The organism is Bacterioplanoides sp. (genome assembly GCF_965219715.1).
GTDB lineage: Bacteria > Pseudomonadota > Gammaproteobacteria > Pseudomonadales > Oceanobacteraceae > Bacterioplanoides.
Map to the genome: position 1 here is coordinate 4,482,234 of NZ_OZ244785.1, position 23,577 is coordinate 4,505,810.

Below are 23,577 nucleotides of genomic sequence, written 5' to 3' on the forward strand. Positions count from 1 at the left end.
ATCTATTTTTTGCGGTTTAAATTACTATGATACTCGTTGAGTGAGAGACTCAATGACAGGATAAACTTAAAAGGATAGATAAGATGAAAAGACTGGTTCCCCTGTTGATCGCTGCCCCGTTAATGGTTGCCTGCGGTAGTGATTCTTCTGACAGCAGTTCTTCTGGCGGCGACTCGAATACCTCAACGAGCAAGCAGCCTACGTTGCCTCAGATTCAGGTGAAGAGCACCAATAACTCGACTGTAAACAACACGATGAATCTGGCCTCCGGTATGGCCAGCAGTCTGACAACACAGTTGAGTAACTCCGGAGTAAAGCCAAGCTATAACAACAATTCCGGCAGTGAAATCTGGACTTATAGTGTTAACGGAACCACCCTGAGATTGGAATATCAGGATGGTGATAGCGAAGATACGTGGAAGCTGTATATTGACGGCAAACAAGGGGATACCACTGTTAACAATTGGCTTGCCTGGCAAGTTGTTGAGCAGGATAGTGACGACTCCGCGGTTGTTAGTATGTTTCACCAGAACTCAACCGAATTGAGCTTCCGTATCTCTTCTGCTGATAAGCGCGCTTCTTTTGAACAGTTTTCAGCGAATGGCAATCTGGAAACACATTGGATTGTTCATGAGGAGTCAGAAACGTCAGGTCGTTATGTGGCGCAGCAGGGCAGTGAGCAAGTTGTAGCTATGGTTTGGAGTAACGACTCACTGACCATATACAACAACTGTGGTACGGATATCACAGCCGCAATTATTGCAGACCTTGCGACAAGCTGTTCAGCCAACCAGTCTCAGGTTTTGTAGCAAGCTTTATTTCTGCCAGTAAAAAACGACAAAGCCCCGGCTTTGTCGTTTTTTATTTTCCCGCCCTTGTGCTCCAATAACCATAAATAACAACTCATACGAAACGTTAATTATGGCCAGCCATCAGCAAACAACTCGCTCTTCAGTCGATGTGGAAATTCCCAACCGTTTTGTGTTTGCCGAAAGTCATCGGACTTTTCGGGCGAGCAAAATCCGCTGGGGTTTTAAATTATTATTTGGCCATAAACCGAATCCTGATGATGCTCTGATTCGGTGCTTTGCCGAGTCGTATATGCAGGCCGATAAAGTGGGAGATGCGGTGGCGGAAGAATTATTCGCCAGCATGAAACCGCAGCAAGGCATGCGTTTATTAAAACAGGGAATTGAGCAGGGCGCGGATTCCCTGATGCAGGATAACGGTGAGTGTGACGCCCCGGCATTATTCGATTTAATCAAAAAAGCTGAGCATAAACCGGAGTGGGTTGATCAGAGTAAGCTTGATCTGGCATGTCGCACCATTCACCGTTGTGGTCGTCATGCTATGTATGCGCTGGGGGATCTGGCGTTGTTAGGTGGCTACGCCAATGCTGATATTGCCAAACCACTGGCATTTACCGGCGCATTAAACGGCAACAGCTCATTTGATCGGGTATCGGAAACCACATCGTTCTGGTTTGACGTTACCACGCCGGGCGGTCTGGATATTCATGCTAAAGGTTATAACTCGGCGATTCGCGTGCGTATTATGCATGCGTTAGTGCGTCGTCGGTTATTGGCCCACCCAGACTGGAACTCGGCCGAGTGGGGATTACCGATTAATCAGGGTGATTCGCTGGCAACCAACGTTGCGTTTTCGATGTTGATGATTCTTGGCTGCAAAATGTTGGGTTGGCGTTTTGAAGATGAGGACATAGAAGCAGTGCTGCACCTGTGGCGTTACGCCGGTTATCTGATGGGAGACAATTACCAGCTATTGCCACAAACCCGCCAGGAAGGTGTGAACTGGTTGTATATGGTGGCGATGGCCAGCCGGATTAACCCGGACAAAGACAGCCTTGAGTTGGCGGGTTCTTACCTTGAAGCCTTTCGCGAAGTTCCCGGCAGTCCGTTGTACCAAACCTTTGTTTACTGGTTACATCGGGTGTATTCCGGCTTCTTTATACCGGGTGATATTCGTAAAGCCCTGAATTTGCCCACAACCTACGGTCTGAAACTGTTGCCAGCATTACAGGCGCCAGTGGTATGGAGCCTGGATTGGCTCAGCCGTCGCTGGCCAGCGCTCGACAAAAAGCTGAGAGGTTTTGGCCGTGCTGGTCAGGCCTACATCGTTTCAAGCCGGTTGCAGGGGCGCGAAGTCGATTTCCAGGACAAGCAAACGTTAACCCGTTAATCTCAGTGTTAATATTTATACCGTTATCTATTTAAGCCTGTTGTTGTTTGGGAGGGGATTGGTTTATTTAGAGCAACAATGCGTTCTGAACTCGTGTCGATTTCCAGCTTTCATTTCAGATGTTAGCGGGATAATCTGACGATTCGTCAAAAATGACGGATCGTCAAAACAAGCCAGTCACGGCTGAATAGTGCCACTGACTGTCGTAATACGGGTATCAGCAGTGTGAGTCAGCTCAGTAAAGCAGAACAAAAACGTCAGGCTCGGGAAGAAGAGCTAATTGATCTGGCGGTTGAAATTATTGCGAACGAAGGCCCGGGTTCGCTGACGCTGGAGAAGCTGACTTCTCGCTCCGCCTATTCCAAAGGCACCATCTACAACCATTTCAGCAGCAAAGAAGATTGTTTAAGCGCACTCTGCTGTCGCGCAGTGTCGTCGATTATGACGTTTTTTCAGCAGGCGGTTGAGTTCGATGGCAACTTACGTGAAAAAGCACTGGCAATACATTATGCCTATCAGCTGTACTCACGCATTCACCCCACTTTGTTTCAGGTGGTATTAATCAGTAAATCGCCGGGTGTGCGCGACAAAACCTCCGATAAACGTGTGGAGTGTATGGACCTGCTGGAAAATCAGATTAATGATGTCAGCGATTCTATGTTTCAACACGCTCTGCAGCAGGGGGAAATTAACAATCCCCACGTCAGTGTAGAAACCGCCAGCTTTGCTAACTGGGCCATGTCATTTGGCACCTTGGCATTGGCCAGTTCTGCCGCTGAAGCAACTGCGGTTTCACGCTTGGATCAGGAAACCATTCTGCTGAATAACGTCAATTTATTACTGGATGGCATGGGCTGGAGCCCGCTATCAAGCGAGTGGGATTATTGCGATAGCTGGAAACGCATCGCTGAACATTTAAAGCCACTGGCAACTCATCACACAAACAACACACACGATTAATAACAACAATTTTAAAACCCTGAACGGGAGGAAACGTTATGAGGCAGGTCTGGTTAAACAGTATTCTCCGCCACCCCTGGATCACCATAATGCTGGTATTAGTACTGGGCATTGGTGCAGCAGCAGGCGGCAAGAATCTGTATTTTCGTGGTGACTATAAGGTGTTCTTTGAAAAAGAATTTCCGCAGTTAGTCGCCTTTGAAGAAATGCAGCGCTTATTTAATAAAAACGATAATGTCTCCATTATTGTTGTTCCCAAAGAGGGCACGGTCTTTGAGCCGGATATGATCGCTCAGATTAAAGAGCTGACCGATGAGGCCTGGCAAACACCGTTCTCCAGCCGTGTGGATTCCATTACCAACTATCAACATACCTGGGCCGAAGAAGACGACTTAATTGTTGAAGATCTGATTCTCGAACTGGATCTGATTGATGACCAATCGATCGAGCGGGCGAAGCAGGTTTCCACCTCAGAACCAAATCTGGTGAACCGCCTGGTGTCTGCCGATGGCAAAGTTGCAGTGGTGAATATCACCATTCAATTACCGGATCAGGAAAATAATACGCTTGAGGTGATTGAAGTCACCGAGTTTGCCAAAAACTTAAGTGAACAATTCTCAGAGAAATACAAAAGCGCTGACTTTTATCATACCGGTGTGATTCTGATGAATTACAGCTTCGCCACCGAAGGTCAGAAGGATATGGCGACGCTGATTCCTCTGATGTTTTTGGCGATTATTGTCATGCTGGCGATTTTACTGCGTAGTGTGATTGGTATGTTATCGACGCTGGTGGTAATTATTTTAACCATTGCTGCAACCATGGGTGTTGGCGGCTGGCTGGGTTATTTCTTATCCACTGGTACCATTAACGTACCGATTGTGGTGATGACACTAGCGGTGGCTGATTGTGTGCATTTAGTGGCGTCGATGCAGTTTGCTATGCGCCAGGGCAAATCCCGGGAAGAGGCTGTGGCGTTTGCTATGGATCTGAACTTAATGCCCATCTTTATTACCAGCGCTACCACGGCAATTGGTTTCACTACCTTAATGTTCTCCGAATCGCCGGTATTGGCCGACTTTGGTGAACTCAGCGCCATCGGTGTGATGATTGCGTTTGCATTGTCCGTCACCATTTTGCCAGCGTTGCTGCGGGTATTGCCGATGAAAGTCACGGTGGCTCCGGAACATCACGGTGGTATGGAAAAACTCGGTGATTGGGTGGTGAAACACCATAAAGCGCTGTTGCCGATTACCGGTGCGGTGATGTTAGGTTTTGCCGCGCTGGTGCCACAAAATGAACTGAACGACGAAGCGACGAAATACTTTGATACCTCCACCGACTTCCGTCAGTCAGTGGATAAGCAGGAAGAGTTAATTTCCGGCATGTCGTCGATTAACTGGGCGTTATACAGCAACGAACCCAATGGTATTGCTAACCCGGAATTCCTGCAGGTGGTCGAAGACTTCAGTCAATGGTTACGCCAACAGCCAGAAGTGGATCACGTCGCAACCATCTCCGATACCATTAAGCGTCTGAATAAAAGCATGAATGCCGATAACGAAGAGTTTTATCGTTTACCGGGTGATCGTGAATTAACTGCGCAATATCTGCTGATGTATGAAATGTCTCTGCCTTACGGCCTGGACTTAAACAACCAGCTGAATATTGATAAGTCATCGACCCAGGTAGTCAGCACGTTACAAAACCTGGGTAGTAAAGAATACGTTGCCCTGGAAAAACGGGTACTGGATTGGTTTGCCGAGCGTGCGCCGCAATACCGCATTGCTGGTTCCAGCCCAACGCTGATGTTCTCGCATATCGGTGAAACCAATATGGACAGTATGATTGTCAGTATGGTTGCGGCTATGTTCCTGATTTCCTTGCTACTGGTATTTGCCCTGAGATCAGTCCGTTTAGGTGTGATCAGCTTAATCCCGAATATTATGCCGGCGGCCGTTGGTTTCGGAATCTGGGCGCTGATTTCCGGCGAAATTAACCTGGGCCTGTCGATTGTGGTATCTATGACGCTGGGTATTATCGTTGATGATACCGTACACTTTTTATCCAAATATCAGCGTGCCCGTAACGAAGGCCGCGATGCCGAAGCGGCCGTGCGTTATGCCTTCTCCAGCGTGGGTCGTGCATTAGTGATCACTACGCTGGTATTGTGTGTTGGTTTCTCGCTGCTGGCGTTATCTTCTTTCCGTATGAATGCGGATATGGGGACGGCAACGGCACTGATTATCTTTATTGCGCTGGTAGTCGATTTCTTATTCCTGCCAGCCTTCCTGTTGGTGGCGGATAAACGTGATACTTCCGCACAGGCAGAATCAAACGTTAATATTCAATCTCACGCGGCAAAATAAAAACTGAGGATAGCAACAATGAAATTATTAAATACACTGGCAAGCTCGATTATTTTATTAACCGCAGCATCTCTTACTCAGGCGCTGGACCTGGCGGGTAAAAGCCCGGAAGAACAAGGTCTGGCCATTGCACAGGAACGTAAAACCCGTGATCTGGGCTGGGGAGATTCGCAATCTGCCGTGACCATGACGTTACGTAATGCCCAGGGTGAAGAAAGTGTGCGCGAAATGCGTATGAAAAGCCTGGAAATTAATGACGACGGCGATAAAGGTTTAACCATCTTTGATAAGCCGCGTGATGTAAAAGGCACCGCGTTCCTGAGTTTTTCTCATATCAAAAAAGCCGATGACCAGTGGTTGTACCTGCCAGCGCTGAAGCGTGTAAAACGTATTTCTTCGCGTAACAAGTCTGGCCCGTTTATGGGCAGTGAGTTTTCTTACGAAGATTTAAGCTCGTTTGAACTGGAAAAATACAACTTCAAACTGTTGGGTGAAGAAACCGTAAATGGTGTGGACTGCTACAAAATTGAGCAGATTCCAACGGATAAATACTCTGGCTATACCCGTCAGGTTGCCTGGTTAGATAAAGCTGAATTCCGTGCCCAGAAAATTGATTTCTACGATCGTAAAAAGTCGCTGTTAAAAACCCTGACCTTTAACGATTACAAGCAGTACCTGGATCAGTACTGGCGCCCAATGGCGATGAATATGGTGAATCATCAGACTAAGAAAAGTACCGATCTGAAAACCAATAGCCTGGAATTTAAAACCGGTCTGAAAGACTCTGACTTTAACAAAGCCACGCTGAAGCGTGCCCGTTAAGTATTACGGAGCCAGAATCAGACATGAAATATTCCAGAACACTATTGCTGCCCGCGCTGTTCAGCGCGGCTGCAGCGCAGGCGGTGGATCTGTCTGCAATTGAATTCAGCGGCAATGTGGGTGCTGAGTGGCGCGAATTTATTGAAAAAGGGCAGTGGAACAATTCTGATATTGAGCAGGCGCGCCATCAGTTCAGTATCAGTGCTGAACCGGAATTCGCCTGGGAATCAGAAAGTGGCGACCACGTTGTGGTATTGAAAGCCTTTGGTCGCTACGACAGCGAAGACGATGAACGTAGCCACGGCGATATTCGCGAAGCTTCCTGGTTAACTTACGGTGACGACTGGGAATTAAAAGCGGGTATCAGTAAGGTCTATTGGGGTGTGACTGAATCTCAGCATCTGGTGGATATTGTTAACCAGACTGACTTTGTTGAAGCGCCGGACGGTGAAGACAAACTTGGTCAACCAATGGTGAAATTATCCTTGGTGCGCGATTGGGGCTTAGTAGATGCCTTTATTCTGCCGGGTTTCCGTGAGCGAACCTTCCCTGGGGAAGACGGCCGTTTCCGTCCGCAGCTGGTGGTCAAGGATGCGCAATACCAGGACGACGATAAAGATAAACACATCGACTATGCCTTACGCTGGAGCCATACCATTGATGATTACGATATTGGTTTATCGTATTTTAACGGCACCAGTCGTGATCCGTTATTAAAGCCGTCAGGTTTTAATGGTCCACAACCAACAGAATTCTCTGCCTTCTACGCGCAGATTAATCAGTTCGGCCTGGATTTTCAGGCGACGTTAGATTCCTGGTTATGGAAGTTGGAAACTATTTACCGGACCTTCGATGATTCGGTCAAAGATTCTTTCCGCAGCCAGAAACTGGAAGATTACAGCGCTGCAACCGGTGGTTTTGAATATACCTTTTATGGCATTGCTGAAACCGATTGGGACTTAGGTGCGCTGATGGAATATCAGTACGATTCGCGCGATCAGGCCAATATCAGTCTGACCCAGAACGATCTGTTTGTGGGTGGCCGTCTGGCGATGAACGATGCTGACTCCACTGAAATTCTGTTTGGTATGACTCAGGATCTTGATCACAGCAGTACCCGCAGCATGTTGCTGGAAGCCGAAACCCGTCTGGGTGAAAGCGTTAAGCTGAATGTCGAAGGGTTGTTGTTCTCATCGGATGACGAAGATAACCTGAGCTATCAGTTCCGCCGTGACGATTATATTCAGGTGTCTTTGTATTATTACTACTGATACAAAACACTGAATTCTCGCTCAAGCAAAAACGCCGCTATGGGTTCTCCGATAGCGGCGTTTTTTATTACGCGTGATTCAAGGTTGGGTTATTGCGCATCGTGCTGTTGCTGCACACTTTTTCCCAGTGGTGTAATCGACCAGATTTCACCGTTCGAGCCTTTGGTGTTCATGGTAAATCCACGCAGCATTAAGGCTTCCAGTGCCTTTTCGGTTTCCAGCTCTGGCTTTGATATTTCTCCGGCGATGGTTTTAGCGTACCGCCAGGTATAACCAGGTTTTTGCAAACGCTTCAGAATCTTTTTATCGGTGCCGGATAAATTGTCTTTGCGTTTGGCTTCTTCCTGTTGATCGGTGCTTGGTTCGGTCTGATTTTCGATCATGGTTTGCACCATCTTCATCTCTGCTTCAAACCCGGCGCCTTTAAAGCGCGCGATTTTATCCAGATTAGAAAATGCCAGGCCAATGGCGCCGGCCAGAACCGCAACCCCCATTTCCGTGGTTAATCCCAGAAAGCCATAAACACTGCTGACGCCCAGTAGCATGGTGTAAGACGCAAATTGAAATGTGGTTTTGATGAGAGTTTCCTTTGTTTCTCGTCGGCTGAACGTTGTGAAAGAACAGCAGGGTTGTATAACGGCGGTTAGCTTGGAATAAAGCAGCGTAAAAAGCAATTCGGAGGCTGCAGGGGAGTGGTGCAATTCGGTGGGGCACAGAAGGAGCCGGGCACACTGCACCTCCTGGCGCGCAGCTCCTCCCTACACATCATCCTTTAATTAAGCGCCGGCCATTTCCTCATTTAGCACCTCACTGCTGACTGGCATATGAGTCATGTTGACGCTGGTTTCATCGGTGATGGTCATCAACGCCTGACAAGCGTTGCTATTCATAAATGCTTCACCAGCAGCCTGAGCTTGTTCCATGGATTGCCAATAAACAATGTCGTACAGGGTGCCGTCAGGATCCTGACTGTTGGAGCGGTAAATAAAGCCCGGTTGTTGTTTCAGAAAGGTGTTTACACCCTCATGAGTGGCCTGCAGTTCAGTGGCGCTTACGCCGTCTTTTAATTGGTAGCGTACCAGTTCAATAGTGGTCGTCATCGCGGTTTTCCCTGTGGTTGGAATGAGTTTCAAAGTAAATTTCATCGATCTGTGCGGATGTTTGTATCCGGCCCCTGAATAGTACGGTGGCCCTCCTGACAGCTGTCTGTCAGCAGAGATTCGCGGTTTTGATTGTTTGACACGGCCAATACCCTATGCCATTCTAATTCTAGGAATGACATGTCATTCAGTTTTGATCGGCACTCACCACAACTCTGAACAGACCCTGTAGAACAAATAGAAGACAGAGAGGTTGCTATGAACACACAAGGTAAAACCGTTATTAACCTGCCCGGTATTGTTTACGATCTGGCGCAATGGCTGATGTTTCCGCTGAATATGCTGATCAGCGGCTTATGTCACCTGCAGCCAAAAGTGTCGGTATGGAACGAAGAGGGCAGCCAGGAGTTAAAGCTGGAAGGTTCCGGCAGATCTTTGGAAGAAATCAAAGCTGATATTCTGGCTGAGAAAGATGTGGCCTATAACGAAGAAGACCTGGTGCGATTATACGACTCTCTGCCGAATGTGAATGCCAAAGAAGATCTGGTTGGCCGTGCCTGGAAAGGCAAAATCATGCGTACCAATGCCTCAGTGCTGGATATTGCTGAATGGGCGATTGTTCGTCCCCTGAGTTACCTGGGTGTTCGTTGGGGTAAGCGTTACCGCACTCAGCATCAGGGGGATCCGCTGTTGTTCCGCTGGATGGATAAAATTTATCTGCCAATCCCAATCTGGGGCAATGTAGGTATGACGGATATTCGCTGGCGTGAAGATGCGACGGCAACCATGAATTATGACCATCAGCCGTGGAAAGATTATTTTAAGCTGGTGACTGACGAAGATGGCAAGGTTGTGTTGTTAGGTGTGTGGACTCACAAGCATATTGCCGGTGGTTGGTTCACGCTGACTTTGGAAGGCCCGGCTAACTAATTGGACGCCTTAGCGGCAGCTACACTTTTACTGCTATATTCTTACCGTAACAAAACAGCAGGCTAAGCCTGCTGTTTTGTTATTACGCATCTGCTAACAGTTTAAACTGTTAACGGGTTCGGTCTTCCACTTCGTCGAATGCTTCAACCGAAATGCGCTCTGCAATGTTGCGCATGGCTTTCATTTTCTCTGGATTACTGTTGCCGAAAAACGATTGCCAGGCTTCGCGTGATTCCCACTTGGCAACGGTCAGGACTTTATCCGGAGTGTCTGATGAACGAAGCATAAAGCTGCCCAATGCACCATCGACGGTATGATGAATATCGTCGGTGACTGAGCGCCAGATGTTCTGAAACTCGTCCATTTTTTCGGCGGGGACGCGCCATTCATATACAACTCTGAACATGGGTGCTCCTGGAAAATTTGTTTCGTTTCTTTGTATGTACGTCTTTGTTTATTGCATGCATAAGAAACTGGTTTGTGATCGTTGAAACGGTTCGGCGTTAGTGATGGGGCAGGGCTTCGAATTCCTGACGTTTAGCTTCAAACCACTTGGTCATATCATCCGGGTTTTGCATCTTCTGTTTCATTTTTTGCATGGCTTCCAGATGAGCGGCATCTTGTTTCTGAAACATCTCCATACCGTGTTGTTTGCTCAGCTCAGCCATTTCTTCGAAGGTTTCGGCGTGGAACTCTAAATCGCAGGCGCCGCCGAGTTGATTACAGGTCATGGTTTTCATGGTGTCAGCTCCGTTGAGATATGAGTTTCAGGGTAGGGCAGAGGATGGGGAGCTGTCTACACCGCTAGAGCAATATGGGCTAGCGATGAAATATCGCAATTTTATTGCCATCCAGATCTCTGAAGTAGGCGGCATAATAAGCACCATTGTTCCTTGCGCCAGGTTCACCTTCGTTGCTGGCGCCCAGCCTAATGGCCAGAGCAAAAACTTCATTTACCTTTTCTGGGTTGGGAAGCGTGAAAGCAACCATTGCACCATTACCACTTGATGCTGCTTCGCCATTGAAGGGAACCGTCAGAGCAAATTTTGTATTGCTGCCTTCAAATTGCCAGAAAGCAACGGTGTCTGATTTGTGAATCTGTGTGCCGCCGATAGCACTGATTATCGAGGAATAGAATGACTCTGCTTTTTCAAAGTTGTTGGTTCCTAACATGGTATGAGAGATCATTTTTGGGCTCCTTTAATTTAATGGCCTAATACCATCCCCGGTTAGTGGCATCAGCTATGATCCATTGCTGCACTTTTTTACCTTAGCAACTTTGATCAGCTCATTTGAATGTGTTTTGAAGTACAGTTGATCATCTTTATACACAACACTCAGACTCGAGCCGAATACACCATTGTTCACAGTATTGTCCGGTATGGGCCAGCCAGAGTAATACTCTGTATTATTGCCTTTTCGAATAATTATGCACTCTTGATACCAGTTTACTTGGCCTTCTTCACCTGAAGGAATGTGCCAGAGGTAATCAGTCTCAAACGGAGGGGTAACATTTATCTCACCATTGCTGTCATTTTTCAGATACGCAGTGAATGTTACGGGGCAACCTTGAAGGGCAATTGATGCAAATGCGATGAAAAATAAACGATTCATAATTTTTCGTGATTATAGGCTACTTTAAGTCACCTGAAGGAGCCTATATTGTCGGGGGAAATCAAAGAAATAAGATTATAGCTTCTAGTTAGGCCTAAACTAGATTCTTTCGCGGTATTCTTTTATTTGTTTGAGGATTTCAGCATCAGCTCCGGGTGTATTTTCCAGATCACTATAAATTAGATAGGCTTTATCACAGTGTTTCTTAGCCTTGACTTTATTGTATGTTGGCTCATCTGAATCTGCGAAAGCATGACACAGATGGTATTCAGACTCATATTGCCCAAGCGAGATAGCTTTCTTCCAAAATTCAATAGCTTTTTCCTTATTTTCTTCTATCCCGTAACCAAAGAACATCAAGTAACCCAAGTTATTTAAAACATTGATTTGAAGTTTTTTTGAATCTGGGTTTACTTCTTCTAATACTGCAAGTTTTTCCCATGAATTAGCTGATTTACCGTACTCCCCATTCCGACAGTGACAGGTGCCGGTATAATAAAGTTGGTGAGCAATATCATCATCGTTAGATAAGCCAATGGCTTTCAGAGAGCAGTCTTCTTTACCCTTAGAAAAAGCTGATAAACTAGTTAAAACAAAAAATGTAAGTAAACTTTTCATAACTTCCTTGAGCGATAATGCTTTGTGTATTTGTTATCTATCGTTAGCAGTGTGCCACAGATTTGATTAGAACAAATAAGTTTGAATCACCCGCTGGACAACGATAAACACCAATTCCACCTAGACGATTAAGGGCTATAGAAGCCATTTCCCAGCCTTCCTGTTCCGATGCTTCCCAAACAGGCAAGGAAAAGATTTCTAATCCTGATTCCTCGCTCAAGATCTTCAATCCTAGGGAGTCACTGGTTAGGTCTTCTGGCAATGACTTATTTCCCCAGGCCCATTGCAACGAGCCTGATGATTCTTGAGTAGAGCAAATAAAGCATATTTCACATTTCAGCTGCGGTTGCCCGCTGGAACTGAATATTAATGCTCTATTTGGAATATCAAAATCAAATCGTTCGAAACTACCAAAATTAAACTCAGTTTGAAGCTTCTCTTGAGCTTTTTCCATCTGATCCATACATAGGTCAACATATGAATCTATTTGATCATCAGACCACATAGAACTTCCTTAAGGTTTATAACGCCTTACAGCAAGCACATCTTTTTGCATCGCTAGCTTGTGATTGTTATAGCTTGAATTAAGTAGTCTTCATTATATTGATTTCGACCACCTAACATTGAGTCTGAAGCTAGCACAGAAGCGAATAAGCATTTAGCGCGACAATATTAATAGCAATTGACATAAACAACATAAACACCAAAAAAACAAAGTAATTAAAAGCCATGACTTCCTGATTCTAGTATAACCAGGATCAATTCTTTCCCTCAGAAATGTAAACAATAGCCAATGTATAGATACAACAACTCCAACTAATGGGGATGACGAAACCTCACTTGAACACATGTCCCAGGGTCGAAAGCTGAACGTAGGCTTAATATGAACATACCAAGCCCACAAATATAAAAATAACTAGGGCAAAAAAAACTTTTTATAAACATCTAAATATTGGCTATAACGCCGCCATATGGAGCATTGTTAACTGTTGAGGCCATTGATGACTGATTCAATGTTGCCTTTCCATGTGGGATAGTCATCTTCATTCTCTGCCCACAGCTCGTTTAATTCAGAAGACTCACCAAGCACGAGGGATAATGCCGAAGCTAGTTTTGCTTTGAATGGTATTACGCTTGTTGCGTCTTGTTTAGCTAACCATTTATCAAGCTCTTCGATACCCTCATACTCAGCTTTGTTTACCAGAGCGTTTGTAATTGCAGCAGCTACGATTATTTCATGGCACTCAGTATATTCGATATATTCGTTTTCTGAGGATGATAATGCTTGCTCTACAAGTTGAACTGCACTAGTTCCATCTTCCATAGCGTCTTCGATAATTTCACAGGAAGTATCATCATCAAATACTCCCATTCCCCATGCTCCCATGAATACTCCTTTATACAGTTAACGCCTCAAACACCGGCTTGGTGGAGTTGGCGGATTTTTTGGTACAAAAAAGGTGACAGCTTTGCCAAGTCCGAGTGCTTTGAGTTGTTAACACTTTTATTGGAGGTGCGCACTGATCTCACCTAACCATGTTAAAACTTCGCCATCTGAATCGACATTATTAAGTCGCTCTAAAGTCATATTTTCAATAGCACCACGATTTAGCCGTTTTTTAGCCTTACTCTCTTTTTTACCTTTTTTCTTATCATCAAGATCTTCCCAAGCTACAGCAGACTCTGAAGCTTCGTGAACGGCCTTTGCGACTAATTTTGGCACATCATCGAAAGGCTGAAAGTTTTCAGTTAACTGTATTTCAAATTCTTGATTGATGGCTTCAAAATGGATGTAGTTCTCCATTTCTCTTCTATTCGTAATAAAAGATCGACAATTTTCACCACGTACATTTACTCTATCGGCGGCAGCCTGATACTTTGCTGGCGCAGGAGGGAGCGTATCTCTATCCAATACGTGAACTTCTGGAACTTGGAGGCCTTCGAGCCTGTTCGTCCACAGTTCAAGAGTCGAGCCCCCCATGGGTATATAAACTAACTGACCAAGCCGCTCTGCATTTCTTAAATCGACGATATTAGGGCCTTCTTGTGATAGGCGTGAAGATATTTCGCTGATATATTCAATATCATTTGGGCCTTCTACACCAACAAATACCTTGATGTTGTGATTTGCAAATATACCTAGACTTGCCTTTATCTTTAGCAAAGTGTCGTCGTCATTCTCTGCTAAGAAACGCGTGCCATCTTCAGCCTTTTCAATAAATCTGATTGATTCTCGATCTACCCTTCCGGCAAGTATGGGGTTATGAGTTGTAAATAACACTTGATTAGAATCTTCAAGTGATAATTCTTGAAGCGCATCAAGCAGCAATAGTTGGTTATTGGGATGCTGAGATGTTTCAGGCTCTTCTATTGCGAATATTACATCTTGCACATCTCTTTCATCGGCTAGTTGCTCAGCCTTAGCGCGAAAGAAGTTTATCAAGAAAAGACGCCTCACACCGCTACCGCGCTTATTCAACGGTATTTGGTCTTCATTTGTAAGCGATACTGAGAACACCTTACTCCAATTAAAATTTGAGAAATTAGGGTTGAGTTGGCTTGCCAGCTCAGGATCCATCTCTCTTATCTTTTCAATAGTTAACTTTGTAACCTCTTCAACCTGCCTCTTAACATGATCACCTATGGTTTCAAGATCTCCAGCCTTTTGCTTGAGCGCCTCTTTGATAGCAAATTTTATTGGGTCTTGGGCTTCAGCATCTTGGTCCGAGCTTGGCCGATCAGATTTAAACAATTGAAAAAGGGGGAGTATATTCTGAAGAGGCTTCCATATTTTTGACTTTATCTCTAGTTCGACTACTTGTTTTACTAGTTCCTCATCGGGAACACTTAACCAGATAGCATGCCTCAAAGCTGATTTTACGGTTTCATTAACACCATCTAAATCTACCTGCAAATTTCTAGCTCTTGTTCGAAGCTGAGCAACAGTCAACGAAAATAAATCATCAAAATTTTCGGCTGTAGGGTGAAATGCATGTATGAATATTTCTTCGCATTTCAAGGCGGCCCCTGAAAAGACCTTTTTAACTTCAAGTTTGTTGTCGGTATTTAGAAGGTATTCATTAGCAGGGGATATAAGGTTATCTGTATCTATTATCAATTGTTCGGGTATTTCACCGAAGACACAGGTTATTTCAACACTATCTGCATTCCTTAACCCTGATGAACGATCACCGGCTTCCAGCTTATCAGAATTAAAGAAGGCATCTAAAGCTTCGAGAATTGATGATTTGCCGACATCATTCTTGGCAATTAGTGCTGTTAGATCTGCAACAGGAATTGAAATTTCTTCTCTATAGCAGCGGAAATTTTTTATTTTTACTTGCTCTAGTTTCATCCATTGAATCCTAATTCAATTCTCGGTTCGTGTGACTTGTAGTGTTAACGCTTTGCTTTGGGGCAGCCAGCGCGAAGCGCGTTTTGGCTGTCCCAGCCGCGCAGCGGCGACAACAGCAACTTGTTATGTGCTTTTGGCATAGTTAACGAATCTAATAAAAGCTAAAGCAGCGATTAAAAACAGAGTAGACGAAAGAATAACGCCAACACCTTGAATATATACGAACACTTCCCAGTCCAAATACGTTTCGGCTATAGCAAGAGCCAGCTCTACTACAATGCTTCCAACAAGGCATATTGGCAAAACTTTTCGCCAAGAAAACCCCTTTAGTTTGTAGATTTCTATAGACGCCCAAAAGATGACAAATAAACCCGCAATGGCGATTAGCCCTGCAATAATTTCGGGAATCAATGTCAAAAGTAGCGAACCGAAGGCGCCCTCATTATCTATTTCATTTTCCATAATATAAATCTTTACTCCATCATCACATAACGCCTCAATAACCGGCGCAGCCTTGCTGCGTCCGGTGCCTGAAAGGCGCGTAGTTGATTGACTTGTTAGGCATTTATTATCCCCACTGACTACGTTTAACTTCAGTAGTAATTATATGAACTGGCTTTTCCTCTAGATAGAGGTTGGAAAAGCGTTCTGTTTGTGGGTTATAGGAAAGCCCGCGGCGCCCTATATGGCAATCTAAGAAATCATGAGATAGGAACTGCTCAAGAGACCTGACTGAGCTATGACGATTTGCAGTATTACGGTTACCTAATGAGGCAATGACATCTCTTGCTGTACATGCTTTGTAACCATTAGAGCTAAAATCAATGACGATTCCACCGGGGGTTGCTTTTTCCATTTTTCTGGTTTGTTCTAGCAAGTCATTATTTTTACCTTTCCAGTTTTTCTTCGACTGAAAAGGGAGCCCCTTAACCGCTGTTTCTTTGCCGTCTTGATTTGTAACGCTTAGCTGAAATATGCCATCTGCTCCGTAAATTCTTTCAGGAGCACCACGGCCACGGCCTCTGATCTTTTTATACGATACATTAATTAGGAACTCGTCGAAGCCCTGTTGGTAGCGAATAGGCTCAGCTCGAGCCAGTGCTTGACCTAAAGCACCAGTAATTGAATCTTCATCGGCAGAGTGTTGATCGTAAAATGCTTCTGCATTTGCTATGCCGAGTGCGTAGTGGCCTCGAAGAATATCTAATACAGAAACAGGGATTATATCTTTCATAAACTGATTTCTAATTTTTGCCTAACATTTTGGTTGTAGGCATGCGCGTTTTGGCAGTTGGCGACATTCCACCGTACTGCTATAGCTCTTTGATTCTGTTGAAGGAAATTTTGACATCCGTTCCATGCTCCAGACTCTTACCTTAAAACCCGCATGCGTGTTTGCAGTAATAACAGGCGCTTGTTATTACTGCTGATAATTCTGTTAGGCCGTTGATTTTGCTACAGATCTTCTGAAGCTTCCAGTACAAACGCGCATTATTTCCCATCTGTTCTGTGCCAACGAGCACGATTTGACCGTCATCGCTGAAATAAGCTGTACAGGTATACATACTTTTAACATGCAGTTTCGACTTGGCGGGAAGGAGGTTGATCTAAGCCAGCGGGCCGCTAATCGCTGCTTTCATTCCCCCTCAATTTCATTACTATGTTGGCCATCCAACACATCCACTATGCGGAGACAAAACATGGCAAATGTAGTGATTACCGGTGCTAACCGGGGGATTGGCCTGGAGCTGGCCAAGCTGTACGCCGCTCGTGGCGATTTAGTAACTGCGATCTGCCGTGAGGCAGGTGACGAGATTGAAGATATCGCTGATCAGACCATCAGCGGTATTGATGTAACCAATGAGCAGATCGGCCCGGGTCTGCAGACCATTCTGGCTGAGTTAGTAGAAGGCAAGATCGATCTGCTGATTAACAACGCTGGTCTGTTCAAAAACGAAACACTGGACGCGATGGATGCCGACAGCATCCGTGAGCAGTTCGAAGTGAACACCATCGCGCCTCTGATGATTGCCCATGGCCTGGCGCCATTAATGGGTGAGGGCAGTAAGATCGCCAACATCACCAGCCGTATGGGTTCTATCGAAGACAACACGTCAGGTGCTTATTACGGCTACCGTGCATCGAAAGCGGCATTAAACGCAGTCGGCAAAAGCCTGGCGATGGATTTAAAGCCTAAAGGTATTGCAGTGGCTCAGCTGCATCCAGGTTTTGTACAAACCCGTATGGTGGGCTTTAACGGGGATATCAGTCCGGCAGAAGCCGCGGCTGGTCTGGCTCAGCGTATCGACGAGCTGAATCTTGAGAATACCGGTGGCTTCTGGCACTCCAATGGCCAGCAACTGCCCTGGTAATAGCGCATTTAATCGAAACAAGAGCGGAGCAGGGTAGGTATTATCTTGTTCCGTAATGCACAGAAATATAGGCTTAACCCTTAACGGATATTTTAGCCGCACCCATCGTAAGGCACGTCCATGTGCCTGCGATGGGCACGCGATAGTCCAATCGCTGCTTTAAAAACATCCGATAAGGGTTAATCTAAGCGAACAACTACTAATTGAATGGGAAGGCTATGGCTAACCAACGTATTATTAAAAAGCGTCACACCACCTACTTAGGTGAATTTCTGGTTGATGCCAGCCAGGACGAATCCTGGAAAAAGAAACTTCAGGAATTAAAAATCGAAGACAAGCTGGATACCGCTGAAGTTGGTTTCCCGTCTGCCTTTAATGCGTTCTTCCCGGAAACCGTGGGTATGGAACTGCAATACTGCATCGAGCGAGTAAACCTGGAAGATGTACCTCGTGCAGCGTCTTGTTGGTGGCCGGTTGATGAATCGACGCATTTCTACATGGCTTACCCGGCAGGCTTCCCACAGACCTCTATTTTTATGGCCATCGACTTTGATGATCACAGCGACTGCTGCGGTTAACGGTTGATGTTAATCGTGGGTAGCCCCGGGAAAAGCTAATACACGGAGGAAGGTAATTGATGACAACACAAACTGAATTATCGTTTGCAGCGTTAAAACAACGATTACGCGATCAGCGTGACCTGTTTAATCAATTACATTCCACCCGCTTGCACCGGGCACTCAGCTGGCTACAGGCCGCTGAAAATCAGGCTGATGATAAAGATATACAGTTTATCTCGGTCTGGATCAGCTTCTCTGCCTGTAGCTTTTCCAGCGCCAACGCTTCTGATGGTGCCCATTCATTAGCCGAACAACAGGATTTTCAGCGTTTTATTCAGCAGCTGGTTGAACTGGATAAACAGCAGAAAATTTATCACTGTCTGTGGCACCAATATTCCGGCCCGGTAAAAGCGCTGATCAAAAATCCGTACGTGTTTGCGCCGTTCTGGCAATCTCTGCGCGACAATAACGAAGACTGGCATGCCAAATTTGATCGCTCTTCTGTCGATGCGTTGAATTATCTCAGCCGTAAAAAAGTGCCGGAATTACTTGGTATTGTGTTAGACCGATTGCAGGTGCTGCACAACCAGGTTGTGGGTGGCGGAGCCACGTACCAGAGCCAGGTTAACCGAGAGCAGGTTGAAGATGGTGCGCGACTGCTGATGACCCTGATGCCGATTATTATCGATATTATGCTGGAGTCATCGGAGCATAACTGGGGTGAATTGGCCTACCCGGTGGTTAACTGATCCCCGGAATCTGCTTCCGCCTATTAACGTTGCTTTGCTGAGCGGCATTAAGGCTCCGAAAAAACCTGCTGCAGCCAGTTATATAATTGCTGATATCGTTTTTCTTTCTGATCGTTGGGTTTGGTGATCAGATAAAACTTCTCTTCCGAAGCAAAACGCTTGTCTCTCAATGTTTGCAGTTCGCCGCTGCGAATATCCATTTCAGAAATCGGAAAGCTGGCGAGCATTAAACCAAGGCCATTTTTACTGGCTTGCACTGCACTCTCATAACTGTCGAACCACAAATGCTGCTTAGCATTTAACGGATAACCCAGAGCCTGTTCCACCCGTTGCCAGTCATTAAGGCTACGTCGGGTGTGAATCAGAGTTTGTTTGCGCCAGTCGCGGCGGTTGTTAATAGGGTGCTGCCGCAAATAGCCAGGCGAGCCTACCGCCGCAATATCGACTTCAGACAGTAATCGCGCCTGATGGTCAGGCCAGGGTGGCGTGCCAAAGCGAATAGCAGCATCCAATGTGTTTGCCTGTAAATCCTGATAATCCGAACTGGTGTGAATATCCAGCTGAATACCGGTCTGCTCAACAAACTCCGCCAGGCGCGGAATAACAATCCGGTTGGCGACATAATCCGTCATGCTGATGCGGATGTGTTTGGCGATATATAAATCGGCAAAGCCTTGCCAGCCCTGTTTGTAATGCATCAGGGTGGTTGCTGCAAACTGATAAAAACGTTCTCCTGCCTGAGTCAGCTTTAATTCTTTGCCCTGGCGGCTGAACAGGGTTAAACCGATGCGGGTTTCCAGACTTTTAATCTGCTGGCTGACCGCTGACGGTGTGATATTCAGTTGCTCTGCCGCCAGCTTAAAGCTGTTGTGCTCGGCGGCAGCAACAAAGGCGGGTAAATACTGAATCGGCGGACTGGGGAAGGCAGGGTGGCTCATAGGGTTAGCTTTGATTGGATTAGAAAATCTAATTTACCCTCAAGATATTATCGTTTGTGCTGCACACATAACAAGTGGAATATACCTCTGAACTACGCAGACGATTATAAATCGGTTAAGGAACTCTAATGTCATTTGAATACATCAGCCTGGAGCAGGCAGTCAGTGCAAGTGGGCCACGTATGGTGGTGCCGCAGGGCATTCCCAGCCCGTGGAGCGAAGCGGTTAAGGGATTTTTCCATCTGCGTGGCATCTCATGGCAGGCGTTGTACCTTGATCAGCGTAACGATGCGATGAAGCAATGGACCGGCAAGCGCAGTGCACCAGTATTAATGGTCGACAATCAGCCGCCTGTGCATCGCTGGCAGGATATTCTGGCGTTTGCTCACACTCAGGGAGAGGGCGCTGAATTATTGCCGCAGGATCCGCAACAAAAGCAGCAAGTGATGGCGCTGTGTGGCTCTCTGATGGATGAAAACGGTCTGGCCTGGAATCGTCGCCTGGTGTGTATCGAAAAAGGCCTTAAGCAACAGCCAGGTGGCTATCCGGAGTTTATTGCCAATTATCTGGGTAAAAAATACGGTTACGACGATTCGCACAGTGGTGACTATGTGTCGCGGGTGTGTACCCAGCTGCAGCAGTTAACTCAGCAGTTAGAGCAGCAGAATCAGGCAGGCAGTCGTTTTCTGGTGGGTGATCAGTTGTCAGCAGCTGATATTTATTGCGCTTGTGTGATGGCCTTTTTTAAACCGCTGACGCATGAGCAGTGTGCCATGTCGCCGGTGATCCGTGAGGTATTTGAGTCGTTAAGTGAGGCTGAGCAGCAAGCTCTGGACCCGATATTAATTCAGCACCGGGATTTTATTTATCAGCAGTATCTGGAATTGCCGCTGAGCCTTTAAAAATGCAGGGCCTGTTAACATGCCCTGACAGAGCGAATAAAAAACCAGGCTGAAGCGCCTGGTTTTTTATTGGTTGAGATATCGCTGCAATCAGGCTGTTTCCAGGTGGGCTTCCAGCCGTTTGCCAATGGCCGCCAACATCGAGATATGTTGCTGGTTCGCTTCATCAACAAAACCTCCCGCCGGGTCAAAAATCACTTTCAGCGAATCGGCGATATTGGCCAGGTCACCACCCTGCTTCAACAAGGCACTGCTTAACCGGGCAATTGCGGTTGTCCAGGAATAATCTTCTGCCTTATTCGTGTGAATCAGAATTTCATAGGGTCGGTTGGAGCCGTCAGCCAGGGTCTGATCGTTAATGGTTAACAGCAATTGTTGTTGCTGGTTCTTGATCTCGTAGGTTTTACCATGTAATGCCACTGGTCGGCCTGTCTCAGAGACGCTCGCCGCCAGGTTGCTGTCTTGGCTGCTATCCAGAGTCTTGTCTTGAGTGCATGCTGGAGTGTTTTCATCACTGTTAACCAGCTCGAATTTAACAATGCCGTTATTAATTTTAATAGTCATATTCTTCTCCGTCGTTCGGAATTCTTTTAATACAATCAGGCTTATTTCGGGTTTTGGTATTATTTATAGCTTTCCGTAATAGCCTTCTTTCAGCGCATCAAATAAGTTGGCGGCGCTGTGTGTTTCCCCTTCGTATTCGATCATGTCGTTGCCTTTGGCTTCGACCACTTCGCCGTTATCCAGCGTGAAACGGTAGGTGGTGTTTTCCAGATCCTGCTCTTTAACCAATACGCCCTGGAATACTTCCGGATTAAAGCGGAAGGTGGTGCAACCTTTTAATCCTTGTTCATAGGCGTATCGGTAAATCCCCTTGAATTCATCAAACGGGAAATCCGTAGGAACGTTGGCGGTTTTGGAAATGGCTGAGTCGACCCATTTTTGTGCCGCAGCCTGGATGTTGACGTGTTGCTTGGGGGTCACCGAATCCGAGGTAATAAAATACTCCGGCAGAGGTTGATCTTCGCTGAAGGGCATTGCTTGTGGATTAACCAGCTTACGATAGGCCAGCAACTCATAAGAGAACACGTCGACTTTTTCTTTGGTTTTACGTCCGGGCTTAATGATGTTGCGGGCGTAGTGGTGGGCAAAGCTCGGCTCAATACCGTTACTGACGTTATTCCCCAGCGACAGGCTGATGGTACCGGTTGGCGCAATCGACATATGATGGCTGAAGCGGCTACCAACTTTGGCCAGTTCGTTGACCAGTTCAGGCTCCTGCTCATGAATACGTTGCATATAACGGCTGTATTTTGCGTGTAACACTTTACCCGGCAGCTGATCACCAATCTGATAACCGTCTTTTTTTAATTCCGGGCGCTGGGCAAAATGAGTTGCCGTCAGGCTGAACATTTCGTCCATCATAGGTGCGGCGCCTTTTTCTTTCGCCAGCTCCAGCCCTTGTTGCCAGCCAATAATGGCCATTTGCCGGGTGACTTCTTCGGTGAAGCCCTGGGACTCACTGTCACCGTATTTCATCCCCAGCATGGTAATTGCCGAACCTAAACCGAGATAACCCATGCCATGGCGACGGGTGCGCATCAGTTCGTGTTCCTGGGTAGACAGTGGCAAACCGTTAATCTCGATTACGTTATCCAGCATGCGGGTAAATACCGTGACAACTTCTTTAAAGTGAGCCCAGTCAAAGCTGGCCTGGTCGGTGAATGGCTGGCGGATAAAACGAGTGAGGTTAACCGAACCTAAAATACAGCCACCATAAGGAGGGAGTGGTTGTTCACCACAGGAATTGGTCGCGCGGATATTTTCGCTGAACCAGTTATTGTTCATCTCATTGACCCGGTCAATCAGAATAAAACCCGGCTCGGCATAATCGTAAGTGGAGGTCATAATCACGTTCCACAAACTGGCGGCCGAAATCGTACGGTAAATACGACAGGCAACTTCACCGTACTCGTTATAAAAATAGTCACCTTCCACCGGCCAGTACTTCCACAACACCTGAGTGTCATCACTGAGATCCAGCGGTTTTATTTCCTGCTCTTGCTGGCTGATGGGAAAAATTAATGGCCACTGGGAATCACTGGCAACGGCATTCATAAATTCATCGGTGATTAACAGCGACAAATTAAAATGGCGTAATTGTCCGTCTTCACGTTTGGCCTTAATAAATTCGAGAACATCCGGGTGACTGACATCCAGCGTTGCCATTTGTGCGCCACGTTTTCCTCCGGCGGAAGAAATATTGCCACACACTTTGTCGAATACACCCATGCTGGCTACCGGGCCAGCGGATTGTGCACCGCTGCCGTGTACAAAGCTGCCTTTAGGCCGCAGGGTCGAGAATTCATATCCAATTCCGGCACCGGATTTCAGGGTTAAACCCGCCTCCTGAACTTTTTCCAGCATCTGCTCCATGGAATCTTCCAGGTGATCGGACACGGTGGTATTTACGGTTGAGGTTGCTGCTTTATGCTGATTAACACCGGCGTTTGCAATAATACGGCCTGCCGGAGTTGCACCCTGATTCAATGCCCATAAAAACTTTTCCTGCCAGTATTGCTGTAATTCTGATGTTTTTTCTACGGCCGCAACTGCGCTGGCAACACGTTCAAACGTATTGTTGATGTTTTCTTCCTGAATATCGCCGTGAATGTCTTTTAAGCGGTATTTCTGATCCCAGATTTCAATCGATGTTTCCTGAAATGGAACGGATAAATCCGGTATTTGTTTAGCAATATTATTATTTTCAGATGTGACAGAATCTTTAGTTAACACTTGGTCATTCATAATATACTCC

The 23,577-nt window shown here is 46.1% G+C and carries 26 protein-coding genes; 11 read left to right on the plus strand and 15 right to left on the minus strand.

The window, feature by feature from the left end; translation table 11 throughout:
- The first annotated feature begins 83 nt into the window (after nucleotides 1-83).
- The 6 genes from ACOQOZ_RS20725 to ACOQOZ_RS20750 all read left to right on the plus strand — a co-directional run bounded on the left by ACOQOZ_RS20725 (nucleotide 84) and on the right by ACOQOZ_RS20750 (nucleotide 7,621).
- Nucleotides 84-809 carry a hypothetical protein gene (locus tag ACOQOZ_RS20725; RefSeq protein WP_420590052.1) on the plus strand — a complete coding sequence of 242 codons (726 nt, stop codon included), beginning with the start codon at nucleotides 84-86 and terminating at the stop codon, nucleotides 807-809.
- Between the two features lie 112 nt (nucleotides 810-921).
- Nucleotides 922-2,199: an oxygenase MpaB family protein gene (locus ACOQOZ_RS20730; RefSeq protein ID WP_420590053.1), complete on the plus strand. Its 1,278-nt coding sequence runs from the start codon at nucleotides 922-924 to the stop codon at nucleotides 2,197-2,199.
- Between the two features lie 225 nt (nucleotides 2,200-2,424).
- Nucleotides 2,425-3,159: a TetR/AcrR family transcriptional regulator gene (locus tag ACOQOZ_RS20735; protein ID WP_420590054.1), complete on the plus strand. Its 735-nt coding sequence runs from the start codon at nucleotides 2,425-2,427 to the stop codon at nucleotides 3,157-3,159.
- Between the two features lie 38 nt (nucleotides 3,160-3,197).
- Nucleotides 3,198-5,528 carry an efflux RND transporter permease subunit gene (locus tag ACOQOZ_RS20740; protein ID WP_420590055.1) on the plus strand — a complete coding sequence of 777 codons (2,331 nt, stop codon included), beginning with the start codon at nucleotides 3,198-3,200 and terminating at the stop codon, nucleotides 5,526-5,528.
- Nucleotides 5,529-5,546: 18 nt separating this feature from the next.
- The gene (locus ACOQOZ_RS20745; RefSeq protein WP_420590056.1) at nucleotides 5,547-6,350 is read left to right on the plus strand and encodes an outer membrane lipoprotein-sorting protein; all 804 of its coding nucleotides are present in this window, start codon (nucleotides 5,547-5,549) and stop codon (nucleotides 6,348-6,350) included.
- A gap of 23 nt (nucleotides 6,351-6,373) precedes the next feature.
- Nucleotides 6,374-7,621, plus strand: a complete 1,248-nt coding sequence (locus ACOQOZ_RS20750) for a hypothetical protein (RefSeq protein WP_420590057.1) — start codon at nucleotides 6,374-6,376, stop codon at nucleotides 7,619-7,621.
- 89 nt (nucleotides 7,622-7,710) lie between these two features.
- Here ACOQOZ_RS20750 and ACOQOZ_RS20755 read toward each other — a convergent pair whose 3' ends face one another.
- Nucleotides 7,711-8,166 carry a hypothetical protein gene (locus ACOQOZ_RS20755; protein WP_420590058.1) on the minus strand — a complete coding sequence of 152 codons (456 nt, stop codon included), beginning with the start codon at nucleotides 8,164-8,166 and terminating at the stop codon, nucleotides 7,711-7,713.
- Nucleotides 8,167-8,397: 231 nt separating this feature from the next.
- The gene (locus ACOQOZ_RS20760; RefSeq protein ID WP_420590059.1) at nucleotides 8,398-8,721 is read right to left on the minus strand and encodes a hypothetical protein; all 324 of its coding nucleotides are present in this window, start codon (nucleotides 8,719-8,721) and stop codon (nucleotides 8,398-8,400) included.
- A 258-nt stretch (nucleotides 8,722-8,979) separates the two neighbouring features.
- Between ACOQOZ_RS20760 and ACOQOZ_RS20765 the strand changes: the two genes are divergently transcribed.
- Complete coding sequence (locus ACOQOZ_RS20765) at nucleotides 8,980-9,651, plus strand: DUF4334 domain-containing protein (RefSeq protein ID WP_420590060.1); 672 nt, start codon at nucleotides 8,980-8,982, stop codon at nucleotides 9,649-9,651.
- A gap of 109 nt (nucleotides 9,652-9,760) precedes the next feature.
- Here ACOQOZ_RS20765 and ACOQOZ_RS20770 read toward each other — a convergent pair whose 3' ends face one another.
- From ACOQOZ_RS20770 to ACOQOZ_RS20815, 10 genes are all read right to left on the minus strand, one after another.
- Complete coding sequence (locus tag ACOQOZ_RS20770) at nucleotides 9,761-10,057, minus strand: antibiotic biosynthesis monooxygenase family protein (protein WP_420590061.1); 297 nt, start codon at nucleotides 10,055-10,057, stop codon at nucleotides 9,761-9,763.
- Nucleotides 10,058-10,154: 97 nt separating this feature from the next.
- A complete protein-coding gene (locus ACOQOZ_RS20775; protein WP_420590062.1) occupies nucleotides 10,155-10,391 on the minus strand; it encodes a DUF1059 domain-containing protein in 237 nt (78 codons plus the stop codon).
- Between the two features lie 79 nt (nucleotides 10,392-10,470).
- Nucleotides 10,471-10,839, minus strand: coding sequence for a VOC family protein (locus ACOQOZ_RS20780; protein WP_420590063.1), 369 nt, complete (start codon nucleotides 10,837-10,839; stop codon nucleotides 10,471-10,473).
- Between the two features lie 54 nt (nucleotides 10,840-10,893).
- Complete coding sequence (locus tag ACOQOZ_RS20785) at nucleotides 10,894-11,265, minus strand: hypothetical protein (protein WP_420590064.1); 372 nt, start codon at nucleotides 11,263-11,265, stop codon at nucleotides 10,894-10,896.
- A 99-nt stretch (nucleotides 11,266-11,364) separates the two neighbouring features.
- The gene (locus tag ACOQOZ_RS20790; protein WP_420590065.1) at nucleotides 11,365-11,883 is read right to left on the minus strand and encodes a hypothetical protein; all 519 of its coding nucleotides are present in this window, start codon (nucleotides 11,881-11,883) and stop codon (nucleotides 11,365-11,367) included.
- A 43-nt stretch (nucleotides 11,884-11,926) separates the two neighbouring features.
- Nucleotides 11,927-12,388, minus strand: coding sequence for a DUF6882 domain-containing protein (locus ACOQOZ_RS20795; protein ID WP_420590066.1), 462 nt, complete (start codon nucleotides 12,386-12,388; stop codon nucleotides 11,927-11,929).
- 477 nt (nucleotides 12,389-12,865) lie between these two features.
- Nucleotides 12,866-13,270: a DUF4259 domain-containing protein gene (locus tag ACOQOZ_RS20800; RefSeq protein ID WP_420590067.1), complete on the minus strand. Its 405-nt coding sequence runs from the start codon at nucleotides 13,268-13,270 to the stop codon at nucleotides 12,866-12,868.
- A 117-nt stretch (nucleotides 13,271-13,387) separates the two neighbouring features.
- Complete coding sequence (locus ACOQOZ_RS20805) at nucleotides 13,388-15,238, minus strand: ATP-binding protein (RefSeq protein ID WP_420590068.1); 1,851 nt, start codon at nucleotides 15,236-15,238, stop codon at nucleotides 13,388-13,390.
- A 123-nt stretch (nucleotides 15,239-15,361) separates the two neighbouring features.
- Nucleotides 15,362-15,700: a hypothetical protein gene (locus ACOQOZ_RS20810; protein WP_420590069.1), complete on the minus strand. Its 339-nt coding sequence runs from the start codon at nucleotides 15,698-15,700 to the stop codon at nucleotides 15,362-15,364.
- Between the two features lie 106 nt (nucleotides 15,701-15,806).
- The gene (locus ACOQOZ_RS20815; RefSeq protein WP_420590070.1) at nucleotides 15,807-16,472 is read right to left on the minus strand and encodes a hypothetical protein; all 666 of its coding nucleotides are present in this window, start codon (nucleotides 16,470-16,472) and stop codon (nucleotides 15,807-15,809) included.
- Between the two features lie 466 nt (nucleotides 16,473-16,938).
- On the opposite strand from ACOQOZ_RS20815, the gene ACOQOZ_RS20820 reads away from it, so the two are divergent.
- The 3 genes from ACOQOZ_RS20820 to ACOQOZ_RS20830 all read left to right on the plus strand — a co-directional run bounded on the left by ACOQOZ_RS20820 (nucleotide 16,939) and on the right by ACOQOZ_RS20830 (nucleotide 18,919).
- Nucleotides 16,939-17,610 carry an SDR family oxidoreductase gene (locus ACOQOZ_RS20820; RefSeq protein WP_420590071.1) on the plus strand — a complete coding sequence of 224 codons (672 nt, stop codon included), beginning with the start codon at nucleotides 16,939-16,941 and terminating at the stop codon, nucleotides 17,608-17,610.
- 218 nt (nucleotides 17,611-17,828) lie between these two features.
- Nucleotides 17,829-18,188 (plus strand): hypothetical protein, encoded by a 360-nt coding sequence (locus tag ACOQOZ_RS20825; protein WP_420590072.1) that lies wholly within the window; start codon nucleotides 17,829-17,831, stop codon nucleotides 18,186-18,188.
- A 59-nt stretch (nucleotides 18,189-18,247) separates the two neighbouring features.
- Entirely contained in the window at nucleotides 18,248-18,919 is a 672-nt protein-coding gene (locus ACOQOZ_RS20830; RefSeq protein WP_420590073.1) for a hypothetical protein, read from the plus strand.
- Nucleotides 18,920-18,966: 47 nt separating this feature from the next.
- On the opposite strand, the gene ACOQOZ_RS20835 is transcribed toward ACOQOZ_RS20830, so the two are convergent.
- A complete protein-coding gene (locus tag ACOQOZ_RS20835; protein ID WP_420590074.1) occupies nucleotides 18,967-19,857 on the minus strand; it encodes a LysR family transcriptional regulator in 891 nt (296 codons plus the stop codon).
- Between the two features lie 128 nt (nucleotides 19,858-19,985).
- Here ACOQOZ_RS20835 and ACOQOZ_RS20840 point away from each other — a divergent pair, with 128 nt between their 5' ends.
- The gene (locus ACOQOZ_RS20840) at nucleotides 19,986-20,759 is read left to right on the plus strand and encodes a glutathione binding-like protein (protein ID WP_420590075.1); all 774 of its coding nucleotides are present in this window, start codon (nucleotides 19,986-19,988) and stop codon (nucleotides 20,757-20,759) included.
- A gap of 90 nt (nucleotides 20,760-20,849) precedes the next feature.
- Here ACOQOZ_RS20840 and ACOQOZ_RS20845 read toward each other — a convergent pair whose 3' ends face one another.
- Together ACOQOZ_RS20845 and ACOQOZ_RS20850 are read right to left on the minus strand one after the other, a co-directional pair.
- Entirely contained in the window at nucleotides 20,850-21,323 is a 474-nt protein-coding gene (locus ACOQOZ_RS20845; protein WP_420590076.1) for a hypothetical protein, read from the minus strand.
- Nucleotides 21,324-21,386: 63 nt separating this feature from the next.
- Nucleotides 21,387-23,567 (minus strand): adenosylcobalamin-dependent ribonucleoside-diphosphate reductase, encoded by a 2,181-nt coding sequence (locus tag ACOQOZ_RS20850; RefSeq protein ID WP_420590077.1) that lies wholly within the window; start codon nucleotides 23,565-23,567, stop codon nucleotides 21,387-21,389.
- Nucleotides 23,568-23,577: the final 10 nt, after the last annotated feature.